The organism is Streptomyces sp. NBC_01255 (assembly GCF_036226445.1).
In the GTDB taxonomy this organism is placed as follows: domain Bacteria; phylum Actinomycetota; class Actinomycetes; order Streptomycetales; family Streptomycetaceae; genus Streptomyces.
On the sequence record NZ_CP108474.1, the window covers coordinates 3,995,533 to 4,021,236 of the forward strand.

Below are 25,704 nucleotides of genomic sequence, written 5' to 3' on the forward strand. Positions count from 1 at the left end.
GAAAGTGCCGATTCATATGAGGGGGTGGAACCGGACGCGTAAGGGGCCGAACGTGGAAGCGTGGGGGTCCGAAGCCCCACCCGGACCCCGGAGCTTTGCGTAGAGAGGGACATCCATGCGGGACGCGTACCACGAGGAACTGGACTCGATCGGCGAGAGCCTGGTCGAGATGGCCCGACTCGTCGGATCGGCGATCGGGCGGGCCACGACGGCGATGCTCGACGCGGACCTGAAGCTCGCGGAGAGCGTGATCGCGGCGGACCAGAAGGTCGACGACCTCCAGCACGATCTGGAGGCGCGGGCGATCGCACTGCTCGCGCGGCAGCAGCCGGTGGCGACGGATCTGCGGATAGTGGTGACCTCGCTCCGCATGAGCGCCGACCTGGAGCGGTCGGGCGACCTGGCGCAGCACGTGGCGAAGCTGGCGCGGCTGCGGTTCCCGGACACGGCGGTGCCGCGGGACCTGCACGCGACCATCCTGGAGATGGGGCAGCTGGCGCAGCGCCTGATGGCGAAGGCGGCGGAGGTCATCATCACGAAGGACGTCGACCTGGCGCTCCAGCTGGAGCAGGACGACGACGAGATGGACCTGCTGCACCGGACGCTGTTCCAGCACCTGATGGACGACCGCTGGCGGCACGGCATCGAGACGGCCGTGGACGTGACGCTCCTCGGCCGGTACTACGAGCGGTTCGCGGACCACGCGGTGTCGGTGGCGAAGCGTGTCGTGTACCTGGTGACGGGGGAGCACGCGGACGAGCTGCAGGCGGCGGACGCGCCGGTGGAGGGCGCGTAGGCGCACGGGCGCCGATGCGCCGTTGATGCGCCGGTCCGAGTGGGCATGCAATGGGGGGAGGCGACGCACGCCTCGAAAGGGAGGGACCCCATGGCCGAATCCCCTATGACGACCGATCCCCGGCAGGAGACCCCGCGCGGGACGGAGTTCCTGCCGGTACTCGGCGCCTGTGGCTGCGGCTCGGGCTGCGGCTGCGGCTGCCAGTCGGGCTCGCCGTGCCAGTGCGGAGGCTGCTCGGGCTGACCGGAGCGAGAGGAGGGGGGGTGGGGCAGCGACCCCACCCCCTCCTTCCGGTCTTCTCAGATGTCGAGTACGCCGACGGTCTGGTCGCCGCTGAGCTCGCCGGTCGTACGGAAGCCGAGCCGGCGGTAGAACTCGCCGGGCCCGTCCTCGCCGGGCTCCCAGGTCACGTACAGCTGTGCCGTCCCGCGCCGCCGGAGCTCGTCGCGCACCGCCTCGACGGCGAAGCGCCCGTACCCCTTGCCCTGTCCGGTGGCGGCGATGTTGAGCCGCCAGAGGCCGCTGCGGCGGTCGGTGGGGTCCTTCTCCTCGTTCCACGGGATGTCGAGGAAGGCCATGAGGAAGCCGACGAGCTCGTCCCCGTCGAAGATCAGCCGGGGCCAGGCGACGTCCCCGAAGGCGTACGCCTCGGCGAGGGACTTCACGACGGGGGCGACGTTGCGTTCCTGATGGGGGTGGACGCGCAGCCCGAGGGCGGCGTCGACGTTCTCGGGGGTGACGCGCTCCAGGCGGAGTGCCGGACCGGGCTGTGACGTGCTGGGCTGTGACGTGCTGGGCTGTGACGTGCTGGGCTGTGCCGGGGCGGGCTGTGACGTGCTCATGGCCTGGACGCTAACGATTCCGTGCCCTCCCCGCCCGTGATTTTCGCGGACGGGCCCCCTGCCCGCCGGTGGACGACGGTCAGGGGGCCTCTTCACGCGCGCCCCTTAGTTGGGGAGGAACACCACCGAGCGCAGCAGGAGGCGGTCGGAGGCGGGGCGGCCGTGGGGGCGGAGGGTCCAGGAGTCGCCGGTGCAGTCGGGCTCGGTGAAGACGATCGCGTACTCGTCCGTGTCGTTGTGCGGCGCGAACGCGGGCGCGGAGGCGCCCGGGTCGGCGGCCTCGGGGATCGTGACGCACTCGCCGCTCGCCGGGTCGTGCAGGACGGCGGCCTGCGGCTCGCCGTTCAGCCCGACGTACCGGTAGACGAAGTCACCGGTGGCGGCGTGGGCGGACGTGGCGAGGGTGGCGGTGAGGGCAAGGGCGCCGCAAGCGGCGGCGACGGTGTGCCGGAGACGCACGAGGACTCTCGTTTCGTGAGATGGAGCTGGTCACCGGCAGACCTACCGCTCCGCGCGCATCCCGTACGCGCCGCCCCCGAGCCGTAAGGTTTCGCCCTCACCCGTCCGGCGCAGCGGTCATTCTCCCCGTCTGTTGCCGGAGGTGTCGCACAGCGCGCGGTCGACGAGGTCGCCGGCGGCCTTGTGGTGCCGGAGTGCTGTGTCGAAGTCGTTGAAGCTGGTGGTCATGGAGACGGTGACGGCACGGCCGCCGTCGCCGGTGGCGCCGTTCAGGGTGATGTAGCCGGCTTCGCCCCCTTCGTGGCTCCAGTAGGTGCCGCCGCAGGTCAGGGGGCGGTTGACCAGGCCGAGGCCGTAGCGGCCGCCGGGCCAGATCACCTCGAACTGCTTGGCGACCGGGACGGTGTCCCGCATCTCGGCCATGCGCGCCTCGGACAGCAGCCTGCCGCCCAGCAGTCCCCGGAAGAACCGGTTGACGTCCGCCGTGGTGGAGACGTAGCCGCCGAGGTCGGGAACGATCTGTTCGGTGACGTCGGTCCGTTCGCCGGAGGCGAAGACCTGGTAGCCGCGGGCGTGCGGGCGACGGAGGGTGGGCGTGTTGCCCGCCAGGTAGGTGTGGTGCATGCCGAGCGGTTTCAGGATCCGGCTCTCGACCTCGTCCTTCCACGGTCGGCCGGTGACCTTCTCCACGATCATGCCGAGGACGACGTAGCCGGTGTTGGAGTAGCTCCAGCCGGTGCCGGGCGGGAAGTCCGGGTGGTGCTTCATGGCCCGGGCGACGATCTGTTCGGGGGTGTAGGTGTCGTAGCGGTGCCGGTAGTAGTCCTGCGGGGTGTCGAAGCCGGGAAGGTCGTCGTGGAGGCCGCTGGTGTTCCGCAGGAGCTGCCGCACGGTGATCTTCCGTCCGTCGTTGCCGTTGGCGTCGATCACTCCGGGCAGCCGGCGGTCCACCGTGTCGTCCAGTGACAGCCGGCCCTCGCCGACCAACTGCAGGACCACGGTGGCCATGAGCGCCTTGCCGGTACTGGCCATCCGGAAGTAGCCGTCGCGGGGCACCGGGCGGTTCGTGCCCGCCACGGCGACGCCCGCGGTGGCGACGAGGTCGCGGCCGGAGGCGGTGGTCACCCGCGCCTGGACGCCGGTGATCCCCAGCGCCTGGAGGGCGGAGGTGTCCCGGCGCAGGTCATCCTGCCGGTAGCCGGGCGCGGATGGCGGTGCGGCCGCGGCGCCGTCCGCGGGCCGGGCGGCCGCGGCGGCAGCGACTGTGCCGAGTAAGGCCGCCGCGACGGCCGGCCACCACCGGCCGATCCGGCGGTGACGCTGCTGGGAACGCTGCTGGGACGGGCGGTGCTTCGGCCCGGAGGCCGGGGTCGTGAATCTCATGGGCATCACGCTAAGCAAGCATGACGTTACGGGTCGCTACCGCGGGCTGCCCCTCGAAAGCTACAGCCGGCTGTAGTGCCACAGGGGGCGCCCGGCACGTACCGTGGCGCGTCCGAGGGCCGGTCCCGGTCCCGTACGACGGCCGAAGGCGAGCCAGTGCGCGGTGTGAACGGCAAGGCCCGAGCACGGTCGATCCAGGCCTTGGTCCAGGCCGGACGCAGCGGTCACTACCTGCTCGGCACCCTGGTGACCGCGACGGTAACGCTCGTGGCGGCGCCCCTGCTGTGCGTACCGTCGCTGGCGGCTCCCTGGGCGGAGCGCCACCGTCGCCGCGCCGGGGCGCTGCTGGGCCGGCCGGTGGAGCCGCGCCCCCGTTCCCCGCGCCGCGACCTCGGGTGGCTCGCGACGCAGTTGGCCACCGGTCTGCCGGCGGGCGTACTCGCCCTGCTGTGCCTCGGCAACCTGCTCCTCGTCCTGGGCATCACCGTGGGGTGGTGGGCCTTTCCCGCGTCGGAACCGGCACGGCTGCCGCTGCTCGGTGTCCATGTCGACAGCTGGGCCCTCGCGCTGACGGCCGGTCCGGTGCAGTTCCTGCTCCTGGCGGCGCTGGCGGCCATCGCTCTGCCCCCGCTCGCGCGGGTACACGCGCGGTGCTGCCTGGCGGTGACGGCGCCGACTCCCGCGGAGCGACTGGCCGCACGTGTCGGCGAACTCACCCGGACGCGCGCGGACGTCCTGCAGGCGCACGGCGCGGAACTCCGCCGGATCGAACGCGACCTGCACGACGGCACCCAGGCCCGGCTGGTGGCCATCGCCATGCGTCTTGCCGTGGCCGGGGAGATCCTCCCCCAGGACCCCGACGCGGCCGGCGCGCTCGTACGGCAGACCCGAGCCGAGACCGAGGAGGCCATGACCGAGCTGCGCTCCGTCATCCGCTCCGTCTACCCTCCGGTCCTGGCCGACCAGGGCCTCGTCGGCGCACTCCGCGCCCTGGCCACCAGGGCCGGCGTGCCGACCCGCATCGACATCGGCGAGCTCGGTGAGGTCCCTGCCGCGGTCGAAGCGGTCGCCTACTTCGCCGTCACCGAGGCACTGTCGAACATCGCCCGGCACAGCCGGGCCACCGAGGCCGCCGTCCACCTCACCCGCGACGGCGCGCTGTTGTCCGCGGAGATCACCGACGACGGGACCGGCGGAGCGGACGCGTCCAGAGGCAGCGGCCTGGACGGAATCCGCCGCCGCGCCGCCGCCCTGGACGGCACGATGAGGGTCAGCAGCCCGCCGGGCGGGCCGACCGTCGTCACCGTGGAGCTGCCGTGCGTGTAGTCATCGCCGAGGACAACGTCCTGCTGTCCTCCGGACTCGAACTCCTGCTGGGCTCCCAGGGCTTCGAGGTCGCCGCGATCGCGGTCGACGCCCCCGGCTTCCTCGCCGCCGTCGAGACCCACCGCCCGGACGTCACCATCGTCGACGTGCGGCTGCCCCCGACCTTCCGCGACGAGGGCATCCGCGCGGCCCTCCGGGCCCGCCGCGACCACCCCGGACTTCCCGTCCTGGTCCTGTCCCAGTACGTCGAGCAGGAATACGCCGGCCGCCTCCTCTCCGACACCCGCGGCGGCATCGGCTACCTGCTCAAGGACCGGGTGAGCCGTATCGCCGAGTTCACCGACGCCCTGCGCCGCGTGGCCGCCGGCGGCACCGCCATGGACCCCGAGGTCATCGGCCAGCTCCTCGCCGGCCGCGGCGATCCCGTCGACGCGCTCACCCCCCGCGAACGCGAGGTCCTGGCCCTGATGGCCGAAGGGCACGACAACACCACGATCTCCCAGCGGCTCTTCGTCACCGACAACGCCGTCCACAAACACATCGGCAGCGTCTTCCTCAAGCTCGGCCTGTCGGCCGGCGACAGCGGCCACCGCCGCGTCCGCGCCGTCCTGGCCTACCTCCGCCGGCACGGCGGCACCTAACCCGGCCACGCGTGACGGGACAGGAAAGAGCCCCCTCCCTGCGGTTTCTCCGCAGGGAGGGGGCTCTTTCGTCAGTCAGGGCTACAGCAACGGCTGCAGCAAGGGCTACTTCTTGCCCTGGTTCTTCACGGCCTCGATCGCCGCCGCCGCCGCGTCCGGGTCGAGGTAGGTGCCGCCCGGGTTGAGGGGCTTGAAGTTCTCGTCGAGCTCGTACGACAGGGGGATGCCCGTCGGGATGTTCAGGCCCGCGATGTCCGCGTCCGAGATGCCGTCCAGGTGCTTGACCAGGGCGCGGAGGCTGTTGCCGTGGGCCGCGACCAGGACCGTACGGCCGGTGAGGAGGTCCGGGACGATGTTGTCGTACCAGTACGGGAGCATCCGGTCGACGACGTCCTTGAGGCACTCGGTCCGCGGGCGCAGCTCCGGCGGGATCGTCGCGTAGCGCGCGTCGTGGGCCTGCGAGTACTCGCTGTCGTCGGAGAGCGCCGGCGGCGGGGTGTCGTAGGAGCGGCGCCACAGCATGAACTGCTCCTCGCCGAACTCGGCGAGCGTCTGGGCCTTGTCCTTGCCCTGGAGGGCGCCGTAGTGGCGCTCGTTCAGCCGCCAGGAGCGGTGGACCGGGATCCAGTGGCGGTCCGCGGACTCCAGCGCGAGCTGCGCGGTGCGGATGGCGCGCTTCTGGAGGGAGGTGTGCAGTACGTCGGGGAGCAGGCCGGCGTCCTTGAGCAGCTCGCCGCCGCGCGTCGCCTCCTTCTCGCCCTTCGCGGTGAGGTTCACGTCCACCCAACCGGTGAACAGATTCTTCTCGTTCCACTCGCTCTCGCCGTGGCGGAGGAGGATCAGCTTGTACGGTGCGTCGGCCATGCGTACGAGCCTAATCGACCGCCGACGATTGACGCGCGTCGTCAATTCGCTGGCGTCCGGCACCTGAGATACGTAAGTTACGAGAGCCGTGATAGGGGCTTACAGACACCAAGGGGCCGGCCACACATGTCCATCGACTCGCTCAGACGATCAGCTCACGCGACCGTTTCCGGTTTTCCCCGGGGCTTCTGGTGGCTCTGGCTGTCGACCCTGGTCAACCGTACCGGGGCTTTCGTCCTGACGTTCCTCTCCCTCTACCTGACGCAGGAGCTCGGGCACTCCGCCTGGTTCGCCGGACTCGTCGTCGCCCTCCACGGCCTCGGCGGCGTCGCCGGCTCGCCGCTCGGCGGCACGCTCACCGACCGCTGGGGCCGCCGGCCCACCATGGTCACGATGCACCTGGCCGCCGCCGCCTGCGCCGCCGCCCTCGCCGTCGTCACCAGCGCCTGGGCCATCGCCACCGTCGTCCTCCTCATGGGCGTCGCCATGCAGGCCGTCCGGCCGTCGATCAACGCGACGATCGCCGACATGGTCCCCGCCCACGACGTGCGCCGGGCGTACGCCCTCAACTACTGGGCCCTCAACCTCGGCTTCGCCATCGCCTCCATCGGCGGCGGCGCCGCGGCCTTCCTCGGCTACCGCACGCTCTTCGTCGTCGACGCCGTCGCCACCGTCCTGTGCGCCGTGATCGTCTTCCTGCGGCTCCCCGAGACCCGCCCCGAGGCCGCCGTCGACAAGCAGGGCGCGCCCGTCGCCGAGGAGAAGGTCAGCATGCTGACCGTCCTCCGCGACGCTCCCTTCCGCACGCTCGTCCTCCTCAACCTCCTCGTCTGCGTCGTCTTCACCGCCCCCTGGATCGGCCTCCCGCTGACCATGGCGCACCAGGGCCTGCCCCCGTCCTCCTTCGGCATGGTCATCGCCGTCAACGGCATCGTGATCGTCGGCTTCCAGCTCCTCGTCAACAAGCTGACCGACAAGCGCTCCCCCGTCCTCCTGCTGACGCTCTCGTCCCTCCTCTTCGCCGTCGGCACCGGCGCCACCGCCCTCGCGGGCTCGTCCGTCGCCTTCGCCGCGACCGTGGTCGTCTGGACGGTCGGCGAGATGATCCACGTCCCGACGAACGCCGCCGCCACCGCCCGCCTCGCCCCCGAGCACGCCCGCGGCCGCTACCAGGGCGTCATGGGCATGTCCTGGGCCGTCGCCGGGTTCGTCGCCCCCATCACGGCCGGCGCGATCGTCGACGGGCCCGGCCCCGACGTCCTGTGGGCGGCGACCGCCGCCATCGGCGTCGTCGCCGCCGTCGGGTACTTCACCCGGCTGCGGAAGGCCCTGGCGGAGGAGACCGCGACGCAGGAGACCTCGCCGCGGGAGACCTCGCCGCGGGAGACCTCTCCGAAGGACGCCCCCCGCGTCCTCAAGGAGGAGAGCAGCACCGACACCTCCGACACCTCCGTCAAGGCCTGAGCTCCCCCGCCCCTTCACCCCGTCCCGTACGCCGCCCACCGTACGAGGCCGAACCCCTCCCCCTCCCTGCGCACTTCGGCGGCACCCGCCCCGCCGAAGTGCGCGGGCACGACCAGCTCCCGCTCGTCGGCGGCCCGTTCCAGGATCCGGCGGCGGCTCACCGCCGCCCCGCCCGCGTCCAGGCAGAAGCAGCTGGCGCAGGACGGTTGGAGGAGCTGTACGGGGCTGTGCAGCAGGTCGCCGACGAAGACCGCCCTGTCTCCCCCTGACGCGACCCGCAGGACCGCCGAGCCGGGCGTGTGGCCGGGCGCCGGCTCCAGGGTCAGGTTCCCGTCGATGCGGTGGGCCCCGTCCCACAGCCGGACCTGTCCGGCGCGGTGGACCGGCGCGACGCTGTCCTCGTAGACGAGCCGGTCCTCCTCCTGGAGCCCGTTGCCGTAGCCGTTCTCCGGGCCGTAGTGGAAGTCGTCGGCGGCCGGTACGAGGTACTCGGCGTTCGGGAAGGTCGGCACCCATTCCCCCTGGACGTCCCGCGTGTTCCAGCCGACGTGGTCGGCGTGCAGGTGGGTGTTGACGACGACGTCGACGTCCTCGGGGCGGACGCCCGCCCGCTCCAGCCGGCCCAGGAAGTCGCCCTCCTGCCGGTGGAAGTGCGGCGAGTGCGGCCGCTCGCGACCGTTGCCCACCCCCGTGTCGACCAGGATGGTCCGGCCCCCGCTGCGCAGCACCCAGCTCTGCAGCGCCATGACCGCGCTGTCGCTCTCCGGCTCCCAGTGGTCCGGCGCGAGCCACTCCTCGTTGTCCCTCCACACCTCGGCCCCGGCCCCCGGGACGATGCCGCGGGCCGGGCCGAACGGGCCCTGCCACTCGACGACCCGGATGACCTCGACGTCTCCCAGCACGATGCGCGGTGCGCTCTCCGTGTTCATGTCGTCGAGCCTAGGGAGAGGGGAGTGAGCTTCTCGATGCTTCTCTCGCTCTTCTCGATACGCATACTGCTCATGGATGAGGGTCTGGGGCCTACGCTGGCTCCATGGACCTGGTGAGCGACGCGATCTCGGCCGTACGCGTCGGGCGGCCCTCCTCCGACCGCGTGCGGGTCGGCGGCAGCTGGTGCGCCCGGCTGGACCCGTACGACGGCGCCGGCTTCCACGTCGTCCTGAAGGGCACCTGCTGGCTGCTGCCCGACGGCGGCGAGCCGGTCGCGCTCGGCGCCGGGGACGCGGTGCTGCTCCCGCACGGTACGGGGCACGTCATCGCCGACTCGCCCGCCGACGCGGCGACCGTGGCACGGGCGGTGCCGTTCGCCCGGTGGGCCGACCGGACGCTGCCGCAGCCTCCCCTGCCCGCGTTCCACGCGCGCGAGCGCGAGGTGGAGATGCTCTGCGGCAAGTACCGGCTCGACCACGGCCGCGCGCACCCGCTCCTCGCCGAGCTCCCCCCGCTCGTCCACCTGCCGAACCGCGTCGGCCACCACCCCGAGCTCCGCGCCGCCGTCGACCTCCTCGGCGGCGAGCTCGACGCCCGGCGGCCCGGCTCCTCCGTCGCGCTAGCCAGCCTGCTCGACCTGCTGCTCGTCTACATGATCCGGTCCTGGCTGGCCGAGACCGAGGAAGGTGCATGGCCGGCCGCCCTCGGCGACCCCGTGACCGCCGCCGCCCTGCGGGCCCTGCACTCCGACCCGGCCGCGCCCTGGACCAACGACCGGCTCGCGGCCGAGGCGGGCGTCTCCCGGCCCACCCTGGCCCGCCGCTTCACCGCGCTGGTCGGCCGGCCCCCGATGGCGTATCTGACGTGGTGGCGGCTGACGCGCGCCGCCGCCCTGCTCCGGGACACCGCGGACCCGCTGGCCACGGTCGCCCGCCGCGTCGGCTACGCCAGCCCGTACGCCCTCTCGCACGCCTTCCGCCGGGAGTTCGGCACGACGCCGGGCCAGTACCGGAGGGGTGAGGACGTCACTACCTCCCGCTGAGCGCCCGCTGGGCCTCGTACAGGTTCCGCGGGCGCACCGACTCCGGGCTCCCGTAGGCCTCCACGCGCGCGTGGAGCTCGCCCGCGAAGTCCGGGACGTCGATCTGGTCGAACTCCCGTACCTCGCTGATGCCGACCGTGGCGCTGTACGGCGCGACGGTGTCGAGCTTCACGAGACCCGCGCGGCCGTTCGTCACCGTCACGTTCCAGTGGGCGAACCGGGCGCCGTAGAGCGGCCCGGCGGAGGCGTCGCCGCCGTGCCGGCCGTCGTTCTCGACGGTGATCTCGGTCCGTACGTTCGCGAAGGGCATGCCCCGGTGGGTGTCGAAGGTGCCCGTCTCCATGACCCCGCGCGACCAGACGTTGTGGCTGGACAGGCCCTCGACGTTGATGCCGTGGAGCTGCGTGCCCGCCGGGGCGGGGACGGTACGGGCGGCGATGCGGAAGTCCTCGACGAGGTTGTCGTGCGCGCCCTCCCGGCAGAAGTACGGGTGGTGGGAGCCGCGCCCCTCGACGCGCGTACGGCGCAGGGTGCAGGCGGAGGCGGCGACGAGCCCGAAGCCGTTGTCGACGTGGCGGACGACCACGTCCTCCGCCCAGCAGTCGTACGCACACTGGAAAGTGACGCCGTTGAAGCCCTTGTCGAGGAGGTGCGGCGACTGGGGGACGTCCGGCGCCTCCAGGGTCAGGCCCACCACCCCCGAGCCGGTGAGCGGGGCCACCCCGGAGACGAGTCGGGGGTCCCACTCGGGGCGGAGGTCGAGCGGCAGGGGCCGTTCGAGGGTGACGCGGCGGCCCGCGAGCCCGGTGATCCGTACGGGCCACTCGTAGGGGACGTAGGAGGTGAGCTTGGTCTTGTCGTCCCAGGTGTACGCCTCCGGGCCGGGCCCGCCGCCCGCCATGTGCTCCAGGAGCGTGTGGCCCGGGTCGTCGGCGAGCCGGAGCAGGACGAGCTGCCCGCGCCGGAGTGCCGACGGGTCCTCGACCGTGACCGAGCGGTCGCCCCGGCGGGCGGGGCGGAGGGTGGTGAGCGTGGTCCATTCGTCGCGCCGGTTGCCGGTCCAGCCCTCGAAGGGCCAGGCCCGGTCCCGTATCGCGGCGACGAGGGAGGCGTGCCGGGCGTGCGGGGAGAGCCAGACGAGGCCGCCGGCCCAGGACCAGGAGGACTTGTCGCCGCCGTAGCGGGAGCCGTACGGGCCGATCAGTTCGGTGAGGTGCCGGGTCGCGAGCAGGGTCGTCCGGCCGGAGCCCGCGCCGCGCAGGACGACTCCGTTGTGGCCGATCCGGAGGTAGTCGTCGATCCGGTACGTGCCGGGCGGCAGCAGCACCGTGCCGCCGCCCCGCTCCCCCGCCTCGGCCAGGGCGCGGTTGATCGCGGGGGCGGAGTCGGTGGCGCCTTCGGGATCGGCCCCGTAGGTGACGGCGTTCGCCACGACCGGAGGGCGGGGCGCGCGCCGGGCTCCGCCGTGGGCGCCGGCCTTGCCCACGTAGGGGATCTGCGGGTGGGTGGTGGGGGCGGCTTCGAACTCGCGCCAGAGCCCCACAGGGTTGTGGCCGGGGCCGGGGCGGGTGGGGGAAGTGAACCCCGTCGCCCCCAGGGATCCCACGGCTCCCGCGACCGCCACCGCACTGCCGACGAACTGCCTTCTGCTGAGTGCCATGCCCCTGAACCTTTCACGTATATGAACGGTGTTCAGATCTGCGCCGGGCGTGAGCATGGCAGGAGAAGGCCCCTGCCGGAAGGGGTCAGCGGGAGGGTTTCTGGGTCAGGTTCTTGAACGCGTCGAGGTTGCGGGTCGACTCGCCGCGCGAGACCCGCCACTCGTACTCGCGCCGGATCGCCGACGCGAACCCCAGCTCCAGGAGCGTGTTGAAGTCGCCGTCCGCCGCTTCGAGGACCGAGCCGAGCAGCCGGTCCAGCTCCTCGGGCGTGACGGCGGCGAGCGGGAGCTTCCCGGCGAGGTAGATGTCGCCGAGGCCGTCGACCGCGTAACTCACCCCGTACAGCTTGAGGTTGCGTTCGAGCAGCCAGCGGTGGACGCCCGGCTCGTTCTCGTCGGGGTGCCGGATGACGAAGGCGTTGAGGGAGAGCGAGTGGCGGCCGGCGCGCAGCGAGAGCGTCGTGAAGAGCTTGCGCGTGCCCGGGAGTTTGACGACGTACGAGCCGGGCTCGGGGGACTCCCACTCCACTTCCGCGTCCTGGAGGGTGGACTCGATGATCCGCCGTACGTCCGCGGCGACGTCGCCCTTGGTCGCGCCGTTCCTGGTCACGTCCGCGGCCACGTCGCCCTTGCTCACGCCGTCCCTGGTCACGCCGCCCCCGGTCACGTCCTCAGCCATGGTGGGAGCGTACGCGACGGCGGTTCTCGCGGACCCGATGGTCGTGCATGGCGGCCGTGTACACATCGGCCGTCCCCGACGCCGCCGTGTCCCAGCCGAACGACCCGGCGTGCAGGGCCGCCGCCGCGCCCATCCGGTCCGACAGGCCCGGGTCGGCGACGAACCGGCCGAGCGCGCGGGCGTAGTCCGCCGGGTCGTGCCCCTGGACGAGGAAGCCGGTCACGTCGTCCCGCACGGCGACGGGCAGACCGCCCACCGCCGCCGCGACGACCGGGGTGCCGGCCGCCTGCGCCTCGATGGCGACCAGGCCGAAGGACTCGCTGTACGAGGGCATGACGAGGACGCTGGCCGCGCGGAACCAGTCCGCGAGCCGGTCCTGCCCCACCGGCGGGTGGAAGCGCACGACGTCCGCGATCCCGAGCCGGGCGGCGAGCTTCTGGAGGCCCTCCGGCTTGGCCAGGCCGCTACCGCTCGGACCGCCGACGACCGGGACGACCATGCGCGAGCGCAGCGACGGGTCCTGGTCCAGGAGCCGGGCGGCGGCGTGCAGCAGGATGTCCGGGGCCTTGAGGGGCTGTATGCGGCCGGCGAAGACCGGGATGAAGGCGTCCTGCGGGAGCCCGAGGCGGGCGCGGGCGGCGGCGCGGCCGTCGGCGGGGCGGAAGTGGTCGAGGTTCACGCCCGGGTGGACGACCGCGATCTTGCCGGGGTCGGCCTCGTAGAAGCGGGCGAGCTCGTCGGCCTCCTCGGCCGTGTTGGCGATGAGCCGGTCGGCGGCCGAGACGATCTGCATCTCGCCGATGACCCGGGCCGCGGGCTCGGGGGTGTCGCCCTCGGCGAGCGCCGCGTTCTTGACCTTCGCCATGGTGTGCATCGCGTGGACGAGCGGGACGCCCCAGCGCTCGGCGGCGAGCCAGCCGACGTGGCCGGAGAGCCAGTAGTGGGAGTGGACGAGGTCGTAGTGGCCGGGACGGTGACCCGCCCACGCCTGCATCACGCCGTGCGTGAAGGCGCAGAGCTGGGCCGGCAGCTCCTCCTTGGCCAGACCCTCGTACGGGCCGGCGTCGACGTGCCGGACGAGGACGCCGGGGGTGAGCTCGACGACCGGCGGGAGGCCGCCGGTGGTGGCCCGGGTGAAGATCTCCACCTCGATGTCGATGGCGGCGAGGCGCTTCGCCAGCTCGACGATGTAGACGTTCATGCCGCCCGCGTCGCCCGTGCCCGGCTGGTGCAGCGGGGAGGTGTGGACGCTGAGCATGGCGACCCGGCGCGGGGTGCGGTTCCGGCCGGGGAGCCGGAGCCGGGTCGGCGCCTGGTGCCGGTGCCGGGCACCGGCGAACCGGGACACGTACTGGCTCACGTCGGCGGTCCTTCCGCTCGGGGACTGCGTCGGGCATGACAGCTGAAGGGCGGGTGACGCCCTTCAGCCCCGACAACAGCGGAATGCTCCCTTTCATTTCCGGCGCCCCGGGCGCTTTGCCAATTCATTACCGGTCGAGAACGGCCGAGGGGTAGCCCGAGGAGCGGCCGAGAGGTAGCCGGGGAACGGTCACACCTGGTCACGCCCGGTCCGCCGCACTCCACCCCTTACGCTCGTGTCATGGCCCCGCGCACCACCCGCCCCGTCGGCACACCGACCCGCGGGACCACCAACCCCAACCGTCTGCGCCGCATGGACCGCTGGATCGCCGCCGTCCACGGCCCCGCCCTGCGCCGCTCCCCCGAGCCGCCGCTCGCCGTCGACCTCGGATACGGGGCCGCCCCCTGGACCGCCGTCGAGCTCCTCGCCCGGCTGCGCACCGCCGAGCCCCGCACCCGGCTGTACGGCATCGAGATCGAGCCCGCCCGCGTCGAGGCCGCGAAGCCGTACGAGCACGAGGGCCTCTCCTTCCTGCACGGCGGCTTCGAGGTGCCGGTGCCCGGCACGGTCGCCCTGATCCGGGCGGCGAACGTGCTGCGCCAGTACGACGAGGAGCAGGTCGCGGCGGTATGGGCCCGGCTGTGCGGGCGGCTCGCGCCCGGGGGGCTGCTCGTCGAGGGCACCTGCGACGAGATCGGGCGGCGGCACGTGTGGGTGGCCCTCGACCGGAGCGGTCCGCGCACGGTGACCTTCGCGACCCGGCTCGGCTCGCTGGAGCGGCCCTCGGACCTGGCGGAGCGGCTCCCGAAGGCGCTCATCCACCGCAACGTACCGGGCGAGCCGGTGCACGCCTTCCTGCGGGACTTCGACCGGGCGTGGGCGGCGGCCGCCCCGTACGCCTCGCTGGGCGCGCGGCAGCGCTGGATCCGCTCCGTACGCGAACTGGCGGCGGACTGGCCGCTGACGGACGGTCCGCGGCGGTGGCGGCAGGGCGAGGTGACGGTGCGGTGGGAGGCGCTGGCGCCACGGCGCTGACGCCGCCGGCACTCACCCCTCTCCGGGACTCTTTACCCAACTCCCGCTGAATTTCGCGTACGTCGGGAACGCCACCCGCGCATCTCTCGTCCCCTTGAGGGGAACCGGCCCGACAGGCCCAGGTTTCCCCTGTTGTTTTCCGGTTTCGCATGGCACTATCGCCAAGGTCGCCGCTAAGTTACTGACGGTAAATCAGATAGAGACGCGGGCCGTTTACGAGGGGGAGCTTGTGAACCGACGTCGCCACACCACCGCCGCGATCACCGTGATCTGCGCCCTGGCGGTGCTGGCCTCACCGGCCCTGACCCTCCAGGCCGCCGCCGCGCCGCTGCCCCCTCCCCCGCCGAAGAAGAACCTGGAGGAAGTACGCAAGGAGATAGACGGCCTGTACCGGCAGGCCGCCGTCGCCACCGACGCGTACAACCTCGCCGAGGAGAAGACCAAGGAGCAGTCCGCCGAGATCGTCCGGCTCGCCCGGATGATCGTCGAGGGCCGCGAGAAGGTCGAGGACCTCAAGGCGAAGGCGGGTGCCGCCGCCCGCGCCCAGTACCGCAACGGCGGGCTCCCGGAAGGCGCGCAGCTCGTCCTCACCGACGACCCGCAGCTCTTCCTCGACACCGCGGGACGGCTCAAGGCCGGGGCGAAGGCCACCACGGACCTCCTCGGCGAGATGACCCGCACCCAGGCCGAGTTGGGCCTCTACGCCAAGGACGCCGGCGCCAACTGGACCAAGCTGGAGGCCCACCGGGTCAAGCAGGCCCAGGCGAAGAAGGAGATCAACGACAAGATCGCCGCGGCCAAGAAGCTGGAGTCCGCACTCGCCGCCGAGGAGCGCGAGCGACTGCGCCGTCTCGAGGAGCAGGCGCAGTACCGGGCCCAGACGACGTGGCTCGACACCGGCATCCTCGGCGACCTCAAGACCGGGGCGACCGCGCAGGGCAAGACGGCGGTGCAGTTCGCGACGGCGCAGATCGGCAAGCCGTACGTGTGGGGGGCGGAGGGACCGGACTCCTTCGACTGCTCCGGCCTGACCCAGCTGGCCTGGGCCAAGGCGGGGCTGCCGATCCCGCGCACCTCGCAGGAACAGTGGCGGCTGCTGCCGCGCGTGGACATCAAGGACATGCGCCCGGGCGACCTGATCGTCTACTTCAAGGATGCGAGCCACATCGGGATGTACATCGGCAAGGGCGCGATCGTGCACGCGCCGCGCCCGGGCCGGAACGTGACCCTCGCGGGGGCGGGCTCGATGGAGATCCTGGGAGTCGTCCGCCCGGGGTAGCCCTGTGCCGTTCCGGCGGCATTTCGGCGGGATTCCGCCCCCCTGTGACCGGATTCATCCGCCCGACCTGACGGACCTCCCGCACCCGGCGTGACCTTTCTCATTGCCGTCGGGCCTCCCACGGGGCCCGCGCGGCCCTTCCCGCGACAACTACCTCCCCTTCCGCGGCATATGCCAAGCCAGGGGAGGCGACTCCCCCGCTGATCACCATTCCGTTGCGCACCGACCTACCGCTAGGGTCCGGGACGGGCGGGGCGCCACCCGGCGCCCTGCGCACCCTCGGGGGGAGGGAAGGAAGCTCCGGACCGATGCCCGTATCCGTACCGCGTCAGAGAATCGTCTCTGCTTCCGCGGGACCCGGCGACGCCACCGCTATGGACGCCACCGCTATGACTGGCACAGGCACAGGAACCGACCGCGATCGCACCGATCTCACTCTCCTGGTCGTCGAGGACGACCCGGCGGGTGCCCTCGCCGTGCCCGAACTGCTCGACGCGGCGGACGCCGCCGGGACGCGCGTACGCATCCGTACCGCCCGCAACCTCACCGAGGCCGAGCGGCTCCTCACCGACGACGTCCACTGCGTCCTCGTCGACCTCTCCCTGCCCGGCCCCCGCGCCGCCGCCGGGGACGACCCGCTCGCCCCGCTCCGCCACATCCTGCGCCTCGCCCCGCGCCACGCCGTCCTCGCCCTCGCGGCCTCGGCCGACGCGGAGCTGGCGGCCGAGGCGGTACGGGTCGGGGCCCAGGACCACCTGTTCCGCGAGGAACTCGACGGACGGCTGCTCAGCCGGGCCATCCGGTACGCGGTCGAGCGCAAGCGCGCCGACGCCGTCCAGGTGAAGCTGGCCGAGTCCCGGCTGCGTGCCCAGGAGAACGCCCGCCTGGAGCGCGGACTGCTCCCGACGCCGCTCCTGGAGGGCTCGGACCTGCGGTTCGCGGCCCACTACCGGCCCGGCCGCTCCCGCGCGCTGCTCGGCGGCGACTTCTACGACACCGTCCGCACGCCCGACGGCACCGTCCACGCCATGATCGGCGACGTCTGCGGGCACGGCCCCGACGAGGCGGCCCTCGGGGTCGAGCTGCGGATCGCCTGGCGGGCGCTGACCTTCGCGGGGCTGTGCGGGGACGAGCTGCTCTCGACGATGCAGCAGGTCCTGGAGCACGAGCGGGAGAGCGACGAGATCTTCGCGACGCTCTGCACCGTCGACATCGCGCCCGACGGACGCCGGGCAGGCCTCTGCCTCGCCGGGCACCCGTCACCGCTGATCGCCCGGCAGGGACGGGCGGCGCGGCTGCTCCCGTACGAGGACGGCGGCCCGGCCCTGGGGCTGCTGCCGCGCGCCCGCTGGCCGCGCCGCCAGGTGGAGCTGGGCGGGGCGTGGAGCCTGCTCATGTACACGGACGGACTGATCGAGGGCCGCTCGGCCGGCCCCGGCTCGCCGCGGCTCGGCCAGGACGGGATGGTCGAGATGATCAACCGGCAGCTGACCGAGGGCCTGCGGGGCGAAGAGCTCCTGGAGGCGGCCGTGACGGAGGTGCGGTCGCTCAACGGCGGCGAGCTGACGGACGACGTCGCTGTCCTGGCCCTGGAACGGGACAGGGCCCGGGGGTAAGCCCCAGGCCCTGCCGTGCACGTGTTTCCTACGCTCCGCTACCGGCCGCCGTTGTAGGGGCCGTACGGTCCGTCGCTGCTGGAGCCGCCGCCACGGCGGCCCCCGCCTCCGCCGGAGACCTGCGCGAGCGCGGGGCGCACGTCCACCATGAAGACGATGGCGGCGATGACCCCGGCGATCTGCAGGAACAGCATCGGCACCAGCAGATTCAGGGCGAGGTTGATGCCCAGGATGATCAGCCAGAACTTCTTCGTCTGCTTCTCGGCGGCGCGGTAGGCATCCTCGCGCGCCATGGCGGCGAAGACGAGCGCGGCCACGGCGAAGCCGGTGAAGATCAGGAAGATCACCAGGTTGAGAAGGGAGTCGAATCCCGCGCGCAACATGCTGAGCACCGCCTAGTGGTGATGTGGAGAAAGCGCCTCGCGGTCAAGGTACCCGTTACAACGCGTCGGGTACCCGTATTGGTGCCCGCCCTTCCCCTGCTCCCTTACTTCTTCACTCCTTCTCGGCGGCGACCGTCGCCTTCTTGGCGGGGGCCTTGCGAGCGGTGGTCTTCCTGGCAGACGCCTTCTCGGCGTCGGCCTCGGCGTCGGCCTCGGCGACCGGCTCGTCCGCGACAGGCGTCTCGTCCGCCACCGGCTCGACGACGACGGCGATCTCCGTGATCTCCTCGGCGGCCTCGCCGCGCCAGGTCTTGACGGCCTCCTCGCCGTGGGCGGCGACCTCCTCGTACTTCTCGCGCGCCTTGACCGCGTACTCGGCGGCCACGCCCACGCCGCGGAGGGCGAGGTCCTGGGCGGTCTCGCCGAGCTTCTTGAGGTCCGTGTCGAGACCGCCGACGACCTCGGCGAACTTCGACTGCACGGTGACCTGGGCCTCCTTGGCCTGCGCGGTCACCTTCTCCTGCACGGCCTTCGGGTCGGTCTTCCGCACGGCCTCGATACGGGCAGGCGCCTCGGCGGCGATCTGCTCGATCAGGCCGGGGACCTTCTTGGCCTGCCGCACGGCGAGGTCGGCGGTGCCGGCGGCGAAGTAGAGAGGGGTACGCAGTTCGTCGATGATGGCCATGCTGGTGGTCCTCCCGGGTGTGACGTAGGTACTAACGCGAAGGCGATTCGGCATCGGGCGCGGCGGCGGCCGGACCATCGGTTGCGGCGGCGGCCTCGGCGGCAGCCTTGGCGGCGGCCTCGGCCTCGGCGAGGTTCTCCTTGCGGAACGAGTCGTAGATCTGGAGCAGCACCTGCTTCTGCCGCTCGTTGATCGAGGGATCGGCCAGGATGACAGCGCGCGTCTCCAGCTCCTCCCGCTCCTTCTCGTCGAGGATCCCGGCCCGCACGTAGAGCGTCTCGGCGGAGATCCGCAGGGCCTTGGCGACCTGCTGCAACACCTCGGCGCTGGGCTTCCGCAGCCCGCGCTCGATCTGACTCAGGTACGGATTCGACACGCCGGCGGCGTCGGCGAGCTGCCGCAGGGACAGCTGCGCGGTCCTCCGCTGCTCGCGGAGGTACTCACCGAGATTGCCGACGTTGAGCGATGCCATGCCCCGACCATGCCAGCCTCCGCTAACTATTGCAAGCAGGCGCTTGCAATAGTGTCGCGGTGGCGTGGTGGCCCTTGTGGACTCGGCCGAGCTTGGCAGGTGACCCGCCGGTAGGGTCGCGCGCATGGGGTGGGGATGGGATGCGGTCGACTGGGCTGGGCTGAAGCACAACTACGGGTCTGCCGACGACATACCCGGCCTGCTCCGCCGATGCGAGGGTCCGGATGCGGACGACGCCTCGGCCGAGCTGATCAACCTGCTCTTCCATCAAGGTGGCTGGATCTGTTCCGCCGCGTCGGCCGCACTGCCCTTCGTGCTCCGCCTGGCCGCGACACCGCAGGTGCCGAGCCGCGTCGCGATGCTGAAGCTGGTGGCGATGCTGGCAGCGGAAGCCGGTCGGGTCCAAGCCCGGTTCCTCGACCTCGGCTGGGTACCCGCGTGGGAACAGGCCCTGCCCGTGGTGCTGGGTCTGCTGGACGACCCCGAGCCGGAGATCCGGCGGGACGCAGCCGATGTGCTCCGTGTCTGTGAAAGCCCCGGTGAGTCGGTTCTTCCTGGGCTGCTCCGGTGCTGGGAGGCGGAGGACGATCCGGCAACCCGCCTCGACCTGGTTCTCGCACTGGGCCAGGCGGCCCGGCGCGCGCCGGTCGGCGGGCAGGGCTCCGAGGTCTTCCGCCTGCTCCGTCGTCTGCTCGACTCTCCGGAGGCGCAGATACGCCTGGCGGCAGTGCACGCGCTCGCCCCGAAGGACCCGGGCCTGCCTACCCGGCGGCTCGGCCTCGTGCTCGAAGCGGTCCGCGATCCCACCGTCGAACTGTGGCACCACACCAGCTCGCTACGGGCCGGGGCACAGCGTGTCCACCACTGGACCGGAGGGCTGGTCACCGGCCCCGCCCCGGGCTTCGCGCTCGGTCTGCTGGCGGACCATCACGACGAGGACCAGCGGATCGGTGCCCTGGCCCAGGCGGGCAGGCTGCTGTCCCAGTGGCGCTCACCGACCGCCGCCCTTCTGCCACGCCTCGTCGCACGACTCGGCGATCCCGCCCCCGAAGTCCGCTTCCGGGCCGCCGAGCTGCTGGCCTGCCTCGGCCCGGCGGCCGCTGCCCACGCCGACGAGGTCGCCACGCTCCTCCCCGACACCGCCGCCCGCACCACGCGCAGACGGGAGCCCGTCGGCGAGGCCGCTCTGTGGGCTCTGGCCCGGATGAACGATCCGCGCTGCCTGCCGGGGGTGATCGAACTGATCGCCGGCAAACGCTCCGGCTTCGCATCGGCTTCCGCTCACTACCCCGCGACACACCTGCACCCTGTCGTCCTCCCCGCGCTCCCCGAGGTGCTGGGCTGCCTTCCGAACCACACCGGACTGTTCCTCCCCTCCATCTGCGACCAGCTCGTCACCGCCACGGACGACCGCCTGCTCAACGGGCTCTGCGACGTACTCGCGGCCTGGGGGCCCGCGGCAGAGGCCGCGGTTCCACAGCTGCTCGGCCTGCTGGAGGACGACCGGACGTGGCCCGCGGCGGCGAAGGCCCTGGCAGGAATCGGCTCGGCGGGGAACGGAGCACGGGACCTGCTTCTGTCCCGGTCGCGTGCCGCCGGACCGCACACGGACCTCGCGGCTTGGGCGTACTGGAAAGTCGGCGGCGAACCCGGGCCGGCCCTGGAAGTCCTCGGCCACGGCGACGCCTCGCGAGGGCGCCCCCACCCTGTCCTGCGCAAGCTCGCGGACCTGGGACCGCACGCCGCCCCCTGCGCCGACCGGCTCAGGGCGATGACGGCCGAGACCGACCCCTGGACTCGCGTCGAGGCAGCACACGCCCTGTGGGCCGCGACCGGCGACGTGGAAACCGTTGTTCCGGTGCTGACGACGGTCGTGCAGGATCTGGCCGAGGGCACCTACCAACCCGTCATGCTCCCCGCGGTGGACCACCTCGCCCGGCTCGGACAGGCGGCCCGGCCTGCCGCGCACCTCTTGCGCGACGTACCCGCTCGTGACCAGCGGCTGCGTACCAGCGGCGGCTGGCGAGGCTTCATCCAGGACGAGAGGATCCGCACCGCCGTCGGGAAGCTGCTCAGCGCATCCGGTCCCTCCGCGTGAGGTGAGCTGAGGTGAGCTGAGGTGAGTGATCCTGCGGATCCGTGTCGCGGGGATGTCTCCCCGGTGGTGGACGAGACAGGCGTCCGTCTTCGGCCCGAGGGCTATCCCTGCGAATCGTCGAGGGCCTGGTAGAGCGTGGTCCAGAAGTCGTGGATGAGGCGCGTGGAGTCGGGGGTGGACATGCCTACCTGGGTGAGCAGGATTCCGGTGAGCCCGTTCTCCGGGTCGGCGTAGGCCGTGGTGCCGGTGCCGCCGTCCCAGCCGAACTGGCCGACGGGCGCGTAGTCGCCGCGGTGGGTGCGGACCGCCATCCCGAAGCCCCAGCCGCCGTGCTGTCCCAGGCCGACCGTGGCGTGGGCGATGTTCCTGTACATGGTGTCCCGGGCGGCTTGCTGCCCGGGCGTGAGGCGGTTGGTGGTCATCAGCTCGACAGCGGGTCGGGACAGGATCCGTTCGCCACCGTGCATGCCGTGGTTCAGCAGCATCCGGAAGTAGGCGTGGTAGTCGTCGACGGTGGAGACCAGGCCGCCACCGGCGCCTTGGAACGCCGGAGGCCGGCTCGTCCTGCCGCCTTCCGCCTCGTCCCACACCAGGAACTCGCCGGTCCGCGGGTCCGGCCCGTAGAGGGGCGGCAGCCGGTCGATCTTGTCGGCGGGCACGTGGAATCCGGTGTCCTTCATCCCCAGCGGATCGAGGACGCGCTCGCGCAGGAACGTCTCCAGCGGCCGGCCCGCGACCCTGGCGACCAGCACGCCCAGCACCTCGTTGCTCAGGTCGTACTGCCACCGCTCCCCGGGCTGGTACGACAGGGGCAGTTCGCCGAGTCGGCGCATCCACTCGTCCGGCTCGGGCGCCGGGCCGGACGCCACGCCGTAGTCGGTCCGCTCGAAGGTCGCGGCCCTGATCGGGGAGTCCAGCAGCTCGAAGTCCATGCCGAGCCCGAAGGTGGACGTCAGCAGGTCCCGTACGGTGATCGGCCGCCGCGCCGGCACCGTGTCGTCCAGCGGGCCGTCGGGCCGAGTCAGGACCCGCCGGTCGGCGAGTTCGGGCAGCCACGGATCCACCGGCTCGTCGAGGCGCAGCCTGCACTCGTCGAGCAGGATCATCGCCGCCGCCGTCGTGACCGGTTTGGTCGTGGACGCCATCCGGAAGATCGTGTCCCGGCTCATCGGCGCGCCACCGTCGTGGCGCATCGTCCCGATCGCTTCGACGTGCGTCCGGCCGCCGCGGCCGACCAGGGCGACCAGCCCGGGAATCCGCTTCGACTCGACATGCCGTTCCAGCACTTCGCGCAGGCGGCGCAGGCCTGCTTCTGAGAAGCCGCCGGCGCTCGTGTCCGTCGTGTTGGTCGTGTTGGTCGCGTTCATCGTGAAGCTCCTTGCCCACAGCGGTTGTTCCCTGGAAGCCCCATCGCGGCGGCCGTTGCGCTGAGCGTGCACCTTGACCCGAGGTCAAGGTCAACCGCCGTCGCGGCAGGAGGTGATGAGCTGGAACAGACGCGCTACCCTCGCCCTTGTGATCGCAGACGGACTCACGATCGGTCAGGCGGCGGCGTTCGTGGGCGTCACGATCAAGACCGTGCGGCACTATCACCGGCTCGGCCTGGTCGACGAGCCCGAGCGGGACGGTTCCGGCTACCGGCGTTACGGGTCGGCCGACCTGCTCCGGCTCGTCCAGGCCCGGACCCTGGCCGGGGCCGGTGTGCCGCTGGCCGAGATCGGGGAGCTGCTCGACGCCGAGCCCGAGCGGTTCGCCGTCGCCCTGGACGACGTCCGCCGTCGGCTCACCGAGCAGATCGAGGAGCTGACCGCCCGGCGCGACACCCTGCACCGACTCGCCCATGGAGACCGGGCCCTGCTGCCCGACCGGGCCTGCGCGGTCCTGGACCGACTCGCCGACGTCGGCTTCACCCCCGACTACGTGGCCGCTCAGCGGGAAGCGCTGGTGCTGGCCCGGGCGATGGTTCCGGGGATCTTCGACAGCTTCCTGGCCCGGCTCGAAACCTCGCTCGACGATCCCGAGTCCGTCGAGCTGACCAAGCGAGGCCTGGACGCGAGGTCCTGGCATCCGGACGACCCGCGGATCGAGGAACTGGCGTCCGCACTGGCCGACAAGCTGCTGGCCGACCGCGCGCAGCTGGCGATGCCGACCGGGTTCCGACGCCAGTCCGACGCGGCCTCCCGGTACGGAGTGGTCAACCACCACCGGGAAGGCGAGGAGCCCTCCATCGCCCGGCTGAACGCTCTGGTCGAGGCGAACCTGCGCGCGGCCGGCATCGACGTCCCGCGTCAGTGACCGCGACCGCGACCGCGGTCATGGACGGTGGTACCGCCGAAACTGCTGGTCAGGTGCCGTGACAGCCTCGCGTGCGATGCTGGGGAGCGTGAAGCTGGAGGATCTGGTGCGGTTGCGGCGCGCGCGGGACGTGATGGACCGCGACTACGCGCTGCCCCTCGACGTACCAGCGCTGGCCAGGGTCGCGCTGATGTCGGCCGGGCACTTCTCCCGCAGCTTCCGCGCCGCCTACGGCGAGACGCCGTACAGCTACCTCATGACCCGGCGCGTCGAGCGGGCGAAGGCGCTGCTGCGGCGGGGCGACCTGAGCGTGACCGAGGTCTGCTTCGCCGTCGGCTGCACCTCGCTCGGGTCGTTCAGCTCGCGGTTCACCGAGCTGGTGGGCGAGACCCCGAGCGCGTACCGGGCCCGTCGTCACGAGGCGGGTGCCGTGATCCCGGCGTGCGTGGCGAAGGTCCTCACGCGCCCGACCAGGAACGACTGACGGCGGACGGGTCCGGCGCGGAAGCGGTCACGATCGGAGAAGCGAATTCCGGATCACCGTCGTAGCGTCGAAGCCATGAACGTCAAACTCTCGCAGTGCTTCATCGCCGTCGACGACCACGACAAGGCGCTCACCTTCTACCGCGACGCCCTCGGCCTGGAGGTCCGCAACGACGTCGGCTTCGAGGGGATGCGCTGGGTGACCGTCGGTTCGCCCGCGCAGCCGGACGTGGAGATCGTCCTCGAACCGCCGCTCGCCGACCCCAACGCCTCGGCCGCCGACCGCCAGGCCATGGCGGAGCTGCTTGCCAAGGGCATGCTGCGCGGCGTGATCTTCTCCACCGACGACGTCGACGCCACCTTCGAGCACGTCCGCGCGGCCGGCGGCGAAGTGCTTCAGGAGCCGGTCGACCAGCCGTACGGCGTCCGCGACTGTGCCTTCCGCGACCCGGCGGGCAACATGCTCCGGTTCTCCCAGCCCCGCAAGGCCGGCTGACGACCGCCCCTCCCTGCCTCCCTTCATGGCAGCATGCCCGGAGGTCAACAGGGAGGGCCGGCATGACAGTTGAGACGCACACCCCGGACACGACGGGCCCCCGGCGCCGCGCGGACGTCCTCGACGAGACGGCGCGCCCGGGGCCGCGCCGCTTCTCCGGTCCCGCGACAGGGGACGAGCGGCAGATGCTCGTCGGGTTCCTGGCGGACCAGCGCGCGACCCTGGTGCTGAAGTGCGCGGGCCTCACGGACGACCTGGCCGACCGCGCCGTCGCCCCGTCCACGCTCTCCCTCCTCGGCCTGGTCCGGCACCTCGCCGATGTCGAACGCCGCTGGTTCCGCGCGGTCCTCGCCGGTCAGGCCGATGCGGCGCCGCTCTTCTCGTCCCCCGCCGACCCGGACGGGGACTTCGACGGCGCTACCCCCGACGCGGCGGCCGTCACGGCGGCCTGGGACGCCTGGCACGCGGCCGTCGCCTTCGCCGAACGCTTCACGGCCGAGGCCCCCGACCTCGACGTCTCGGCCCACGACTCCTGGCGCGGAACGGTCTCGCTGCGCTGGGTCCTCCTCCACATGATCGAGGAGTACGCCCGCCACAACGGCCACGCCGACCTCCTCCGCGAACGCATCGACGGCGCGACCGGCATGTGAGCGGCGCTCCCCCGCTCAGGCGACGCTCCCCCGTTCAGTCGACGCTCCCCCGTTCAGTCGGCGCTGCCCCGCTCAGGCGACGCTCGCCGCCCAGGCGGCGAGCGCCGCGAGCCGCTCCCCTTGCGCGGGGTCGAGCAGGGGCACGGTCATACCGCCATCGTGCCCCGCCGGGCCCGCCCCCACCAGGCACTCGTCCGCTTCCTTACCATCCGCGACGGATCGACTTTCGCTACCCTGGCAGACATGACAGCCATGGCACCCGCCCGCACCGAGCCCGACCTCTCCCATCTCCTCGACCACACCAGCCACGTCCTGCGCACCCGCATGACAGCCGAGCTCGGCGAGATCGGGCTCACCCCCCGCATGCACTGCGTCCTCGTCCACGCCCTGGAGGAGGAGCGCACGCAGGCGCAGCTCGCCGAGATCGGGGACATGGACAAGACCACGATGGTGGTGACCGTCGACGCCCTGGAGAAGGCCGGGCTCGCCGAGCGGCAGCCGTCGAGCACCGACCGGCGGGCGCGGATCATCGCCGTCACCGAAGAGGGGGCGAAGGTCGCCCAGCAGAGCCAGAAGATCGTCGACGGGGTCCACGAGAAGGCCCTCGCCTCCCTCCCCGACGACGAGCGCGAGGTCCTGCTCCGCGCGCTGAACCGCCTGGTCACCGGCCATCTGGAGACCCCCGTCGAGGGCCCGAAGACGGCCCGCCGGGCCCGCCAGCGCGGCTGACCCCCGAAACTCCTCCCGTAAAAAATAGTCTGCAACA

27 protein-coding genes are annotated in these 25,704 nt (G+C 72.3%); 15 read left to right on the plus strand and 12 right to left on the minus strand.

Annotated elements, in window-relative coordinates; genetic code table 11:
* Positions 1-115 precede the first annotated feature (115 nt).
* Both phoU and OG357_RS17660 read left to right on the plus strand, forming a co-directional pair.
* Positions 116-796, plus strand: a complete 681-nt coding sequence (gene phoU, locus OG357_RS17655; protein ID WP_024756335.1) for a phosphate signaling complex protein PhoU — start codon at positions 116-118, stop codon at positions 794-796.
* Positions 797-886: 90 nt separating this feature from the next.
* On the plus strand, positions 887-1,039 hold the full coding sequence (locus tag OG357_RS17660; RefSeq protein ID WP_329622070.1) for a hypothetical protein: 153 nt from the start codon (positions 887-889) through the stop codon (positions 1,037-1,039).
* A 56-nt stretch (positions 1,040-1,095) separates the two neighbouring features.
* Here OG357_RS17660 and OG357_RS17665 read toward each other — a convergent pair whose 3' ends face one another.
* The 3 genes from OG357_RS17665 to OG357_RS17675 all read right to left on the minus strand — a co-directional run bounded on the left by OG357_RS17665 (position 1,096) and on the right by OG357_RS17675 (position 3,480).
* Positions 1,096-1,638, minus strand: coding sequence for a GNAT family N-acetyltransferase (locus OG357_RS17665; protein ID WP_329622071.1), 543 nt, complete (start codon positions 1,636-1,638; stop codon positions 1,096-1,098).
* A gap of 105 nt (positions 1,639-1,743) precedes the next feature.
* Positions 1,744-2,097, minus strand: coding sequence for a hypothetical protein (locus OG357_RS17670; RefSeq protein WP_329622072.1), 354 nt, complete (start codon positions 2,095-2,097; stop codon positions 1,744-1,746).
* Positions 2,098-2,214: 117 nt separating this feature from the next.
* A complete protein-coding gene (locus tag OG357_RS17675) occupies positions 2,215-3,480 on the minus strand; it encodes a serine hydrolase domain-containing protein (protein ID WP_329622073.1) in 1,266 nt (421 codons plus the stop codon).
* 156 nt (positions 3,481-3,636) lie between these two features.
* On the opposite strand from OG357_RS17675, the gene OG357_RS17680 reads away from it, so the two are divergent.
* Together OG357_RS17680 and OG357_RS17685 are read left to right on the plus strand one after the other, a co-directional pair.
* Positions 3,637-4,806, plus strand: coding sequence for a sensor histidine kinase (locus tag OG357_RS17680; RefSeq protein WP_329622074.1), 1,170 nt, complete (start codon positions 3,637-3,639; stop codon positions 4,804-4,806).
* On the plus strand, positions 4,797-5,447 hold the full coding sequence (locus tag OG357_RS17685; protein ID WP_329622075.1) for a response regulator transcription factor: 651 nt from the start codon (positions 4,797-4,799) through the stop codon (positions 5,445-5,447). Before OG357_RS17680 ends, OG357_RS17685 begins: the two co-directional genes overlap by 10 nt.
* 105 nt (positions 5,448-5,552) lie before the next feature.
* Here the strand turns inward: OG357_RS17685 and OG357_RS17690 are convergent, their stop codons facing one another.
* Entirely contained in the window at positions 5,553-6,311 is a 759-nt protein-coding gene (locus OG357_RS17690; RefSeq protein ID WP_329622076.1) for a phosphoglyceromutase, read from the minus strand.
* A gap of 126 nt (positions 6,312-6,437) precedes the next feature.
* Between OG357_RS17690 and OG357_RS17695 the strand changes: the two genes are divergently transcribed.
* The gene (locus OG357_RS17695; RefSeq protein WP_329622077.1) at positions 6,438-7,775 is read left to right on the plus strand and encodes an MDR family MFS transporter; all 1,338 of its coding nucleotides are present in this window, start codon (positions 6,438-6,440) and stop codon (positions 7,773-7,775) included.
* A gap of 14 nt (positions 7,776-7,789) precedes the next feature.
* On the opposite strand, the gene OG357_RS17700 is transcribed toward OG357_RS17695, so the two are convergent.
* Entirely contained in the window at positions 7,790-8,704 is a 915-nt protein-coding gene (locus OG357_RS17700; protein ID WP_329622078.1) for an MBL fold metallo-hydrolase, read from the minus strand.
* Positions 8,705-8,808: 104 nt separating this feature from the next.
* Here OG357_RS17700 and OG357_RS17705 point away from each other — a divergent pair, with 104 nt between their 5' ends.
* The gene (locus OG357_RS17705) at positions 8,809-9,747 is read left to right on the plus strand and encodes an AraC family transcriptional regulator (protein ID WP_329622079.1); all 939 of its coding nucleotides are present in this window, start codon (positions 8,809-8,811) and stop codon (positions 9,745-9,747) included.
* On the opposite strand, the gene OG357_RS17710 is transcribed toward OG357_RS17705, so the two are convergent.
* From OG357_RS17710 to mshA, 3 genes are all read right to left on the minus strand, one after another.
* Positions 9,734-11,407, minus strand: a complete 1,674-nt coding sequence (locus OG357_RS17710) for a glycosyl hydrolase family 28-related protein (protein WP_329622080.1) — start codon at positions 11,405-11,407, stop codon at positions 9,734-9,736. The genes OG357_RS17705 and OG357_RS17710 overlap by 14 nt on opposite strands.
* Before the next feature lie 85 nt (positions 11,408-11,492).
* Positions 11,493-12,086 carry a YbjN domain-containing protein gene (locus OG357_RS17715; protein ID WP_329622081.1) on the minus strand — a complete coding sequence of 198 codons (594 nt, stop codon included), beginning with the start codon at positions 12,084-12,086 and terminating at the stop codon, positions 11,493-11,495.
* Positions 12,079-13,446: a D-inositol-3-phosphate glycosyltransferase gene (gene mshA, locus OG357_RS17720; protein ID WP_329622082.1), complete on the minus strand. Its 1,368-nt coding sequence runs from the start codon at positions 13,444-13,446 to the stop codon at positions 12,079-12,081. Before mshA ends, OG357_RS17715 begins: the two co-directional genes overlap by 8 nt.
* A 240-nt stretch (positions 13,447-13,686) precedes the next feature.
* On the opposite strand from mshA, the gene OG357_RS17725 reads away from it, so the two are divergent.
* The 3 genes from OG357_RS17725 (at position 13,687) to OG357_RS17735 (ending at position 17,376) form a co-directional block, all read left to right on the plus strand.
* The gene (locus tag OG357_RS17725; protein ID WP_329622083.1) at positions 13,687-14,481 is read left to right on the plus strand and encodes a class I SAM-dependent methyltransferase; all 795 of its coding nucleotides are present in this window, start codon (positions 13,687-13,689) and stop codon (positions 14,479-14,481) included.
* Positions 14,482-14,710: 229 nt separating this feature from the next.
* Positions 14,711-15,760 carry a C40 family peptidase gene (locus tag OG357_RS17730; RefSeq protein WP_329622084.1) on the plus strand — a complete coding sequence of 350 codons (1,050 nt, stop codon included), beginning with the start codon at positions 14,711-14,713 and terminating at the stop codon, positions 15,758-15,760.
* Positions 15,761-16,134: 374 nt separating this feature from the next.
* Positions 16,135-17,376 carry a PP2C family protein-serine/threonine phosphatase gene (locus tag OG357_RS17735; RefSeq protein ID WP_329622085.1) on the plus strand — a complete coding sequence of 414 codons (1,242 nt, stop codon included), beginning with the start codon at positions 16,135-16,137 and terminating at the stop codon, positions 17,374-17,376.
* A gap of 38 nt (positions 17,377-17,414) precedes the next feature.
* Here the strand turns inward: OG357_RS17735 and OG357_RS17740 are convergent, their stop codons facing one another.
* The 3 genes from OG357_RS17740 to OG357_RS17750 form a co-directional block, all read right to left on the minus strand.
* On the minus strand, positions 17,415-17,759 hold the full coding sequence (locus tag OG357_RS17740) for a DUF2516 family protein (protein WP_329622086.1): 345 nt from the start codon (positions 17,757-17,759) through the stop codon (positions 17,415-17,417).
* 112 nt (positions 17,760-17,871) lie between these two features.
* Positions 17,872-18,444 carry a hypothetical protein gene (locus OG357_RS17745; RefSeq protein WP_329622087.1) on the minus strand — a complete coding sequence of 191 codons (573 nt, stop codon included), beginning with the start codon at positions 18,442-18,444 and terminating at the stop codon, positions 17,872-17,874.
* 31 nt (positions 18,445-18,475) lie between these two features.
* Positions 18,476-18,916: a helix-turn-helix domain-containing protein gene (locus OG357_RS17750; protein ID WP_329622088.1), complete on the minus strand. Its 441-nt coding sequence runs from the start codon at positions 18,914-18,916 to the stop codon at positions 18,476-18,478.
* A 124-nt stretch (positions 18,917-19,040) separates the two neighbouring features.
* On the opposite strand from OG357_RS17750, the gene OG357_RS17755 reads away from it, so the two are divergent.
* Entirely contained in the window at positions 19,041-21,014 is a 1,974-nt protein-coding gene (locus tag OG357_RS17755; protein ID WP_329622089.1) for a HEAT repeat domain-containing protein, read from the plus strand.
* A gap of 101 nt (positions 21,015-21,115) precedes the next feature.
* Here the strand turns inward: OG357_RS17755 and OG357_RS17760 are convergent, their stop codons facing one another.
* The gene (locus OG357_RS17760) at positions 21,116-22,381 is read right to left on the minus strand and encodes a serine hydrolase domain-containing protein (RefSeq protein ID WP_329622090.1); all 1,266 of its coding nucleotides are present in this window, start codon (positions 22,379-22,381) and stop codon (positions 21,116-21,118) included.
* Between the two features lie 148 nt (positions 22,382-22,529).
* On the opposite strand from OG357_RS17760, the gene OG357_RS17765 reads away from it, so the two are divergent.
* The 5 genes from OG357_RS17765 (at position 22,530) to OG357_RS17785 (ending at position 25,667) form a co-directional block, all read left to right on the plus strand.
* Complete coding sequence (locus OG357_RS17765; protein ID WP_329622091.1) at positions 22,530-23,309, plus strand: MerR family transcriptional regulator; 780 nt, start codon at positions 22,530-22,532, stop codon at positions 23,307-23,309.
* Positions 23,310-23,397: 88 nt separating this feature from the next.
* Entirely contained in the window at positions 23,398-23,793 is a 396-nt protein-coding gene (locus OG357_RS17770) for a helix-turn-helix transcriptional regulator (protein ID WP_329622092.1), read from the plus strand.
* A 75-nt stretch (positions 23,794-23,868) separates the two neighbouring features.
* Positions 23,869-24,288, plus strand: coding sequence for a VOC family protein (locus OG357_RS17775; protein ID WP_329622093.1), 420 nt, complete (start codon positions 23,869-23,871; stop codon positions 24,286-24,288).
* A gap of 62 nt (positions 24,289-24,350) precedes the next feature.
* Entirely contained in the window at positions 24,351-24,938 is a 588-nt protein-coding gene (locus OG357_RS17780; RefSeq protein WP_443066691.1) for a DinB family protein, read from the plus strand.
* Positions 24,939-25,181: 243 nt separating this feature from the next.
* Complete coding sequence (locus OG357_RS17785) at positions 25,182-25,667, plus strand: MarR family winged helix-turn-helix transcriptional regulator (protein ID WP_329622094.1); 486 nt, start codon at positions 25,182-25,184, stop codon at positions 25,665-25,667.
* The last annotated feature ends 37 nt before the right edge of the window (positions 25,668-25,704 follow it).

Excerpts from the sequence above, each read along its gene's own strand:
- OG357_RS17755 (WP_329622089.1), top strand. The coding sequence starts at position 19,041 with ATGGGGTGGGGATGGGATGCGGTCGACTGGGCTGGGCTGAAGCACAAC.
- OG357_RS17705 (WP_329622079.1), top strand. The coding sequence starts at position 8,809 with ATGGACCTGGTGAGCGACGCGATCTCGGCCGTACGCGTCGGGCGGCCC.
- OG357_RS17745 (WP_329622087.1), bottom strand. The coding sequence starts at position 18,444 with ATGGCCATCATCGACGAACTGCGTACCCCTCTCTACTTCGCCGCCGGC.
- OG357_RS17660 (WP_329622070.1), top strand. The coding sequence starts at position 887 with ATGGCCGAATCCCCTATGACGACCGATCCCCGGCAGGAGACCCCGCGC.
- OG357_RS17780 (WP_443066691.1), top strand. The coding sequence starts at position 24,351 with ATGACAGTTGAGACGCACACCCCGGACACGACGGGCCCCCGGCGCCGC.
- OG357_RS17740 (WP_329622086.1), bottom strand. The coding sequence starts at position 17,759 with ATGTTGCGCGCGGGATTCGACTCCCTTCTCAACCTGGTGATCTTCCTG.
- OG357_RS17735 (WP_329622085.1), top strand. The coding sequence starts at position 16,135 with ATGGACGCCACCGCTATGACTGGCACAGGCACAGGAACCGACCGCGAT.
- OG357_RS17700 (WP_329622078.1), bottom strand. The coding sequence starts at position 8,704 with ATGAACACGGAGAGCGCACCGCGCATCGTGCTGGGAGACGTCGAGGTC.
- OG357_RS17665 (WP_329622071.1), bottom strand. The coding sequence starts at position 1,638 with ATGAGCACGTCACAGCCCGCCCCGGCACAGCCCAGCACGTCACAGCCC.
- OG357_RS17675 (WP_329622073.1), bottom strand. The coding sequence starts at position 3,480 with ATGAGATTCACGACCCCGGCCTCCGGGCCGAAGCACCGCCCGTCCCAG.
- OG357_RS17710 (WP_329622080.1), bottom strand. The coding sequence starts at position 11,407 with ATGGCACTCAGCAGAAGGCAGTTCGTCGGCAGTGCGGTGGCGGTCGCG.
- OG357_RS17690 (WP_329622076.1), bottom strand. The coding sequence starts at position 6,311 with ATGGCCGACGCACCGTACAAGCTGATCCTCCTCCGCCACGGCGAGAGC.
- OG357_RS17715 (WP_329622081.1), bottom strand. The coding sequence starts at position 12,086 with ATGGCTGAGGACGTGACCGGGGGCGGCGTGACCAGGGACGGCGTGAGC.
- OG357_RS17760 (WP_329622090.1), bottom strand. The coding sequence starts at position 22,381 with ATGAACGCGACCAACACGACCAACACGACGGACACGAGCGCCGGCGGC.
- OG357_RS17725 (WP_329622083.1), top strand. The coding sequence starts at position 13,687 with ATGGCCCCGCGCACCACCCGCCCCGTCGGCACACCGACCCGCGGGACC.
- OG357_RS17695 (WP_329622077.1), top strand. The coding sequence starts at position 6,438 with ATGTCCATCGACTCGCTCAGACGATCAGCTCACGCGACCGTTTCCGGT.
- phoU (WP_024756335.1), top strand. The coding sequence starts at position 116 with ATGCGGGACGCGTACCACGAGGAACTGGACTCGATCGGCGAGAGCCTG.
- OG357_RS17785 (WP_329622094.1), top strand. The coding sequence starts at position 25,182 with ATGACAGCCATGGCACCCGCCCGCACCGAGCCCGACCTCTCCCATCTC.
- OG357_RS17750 (WP_329622088.1), bottom strand. The coding sequence starts at position 18,916 with ATGGCATCGCTCAACGTCGGCAATCTCGGTGAGTACCTCCGCGAGCAG.
- OG357_RS17775 (WP_329622093.1), top strand. The coding sequence starts at position 23,869 with ATGAACGTCAAACTCTCGCAGTGCTTCATCGCCGTCGACGACCACGAC.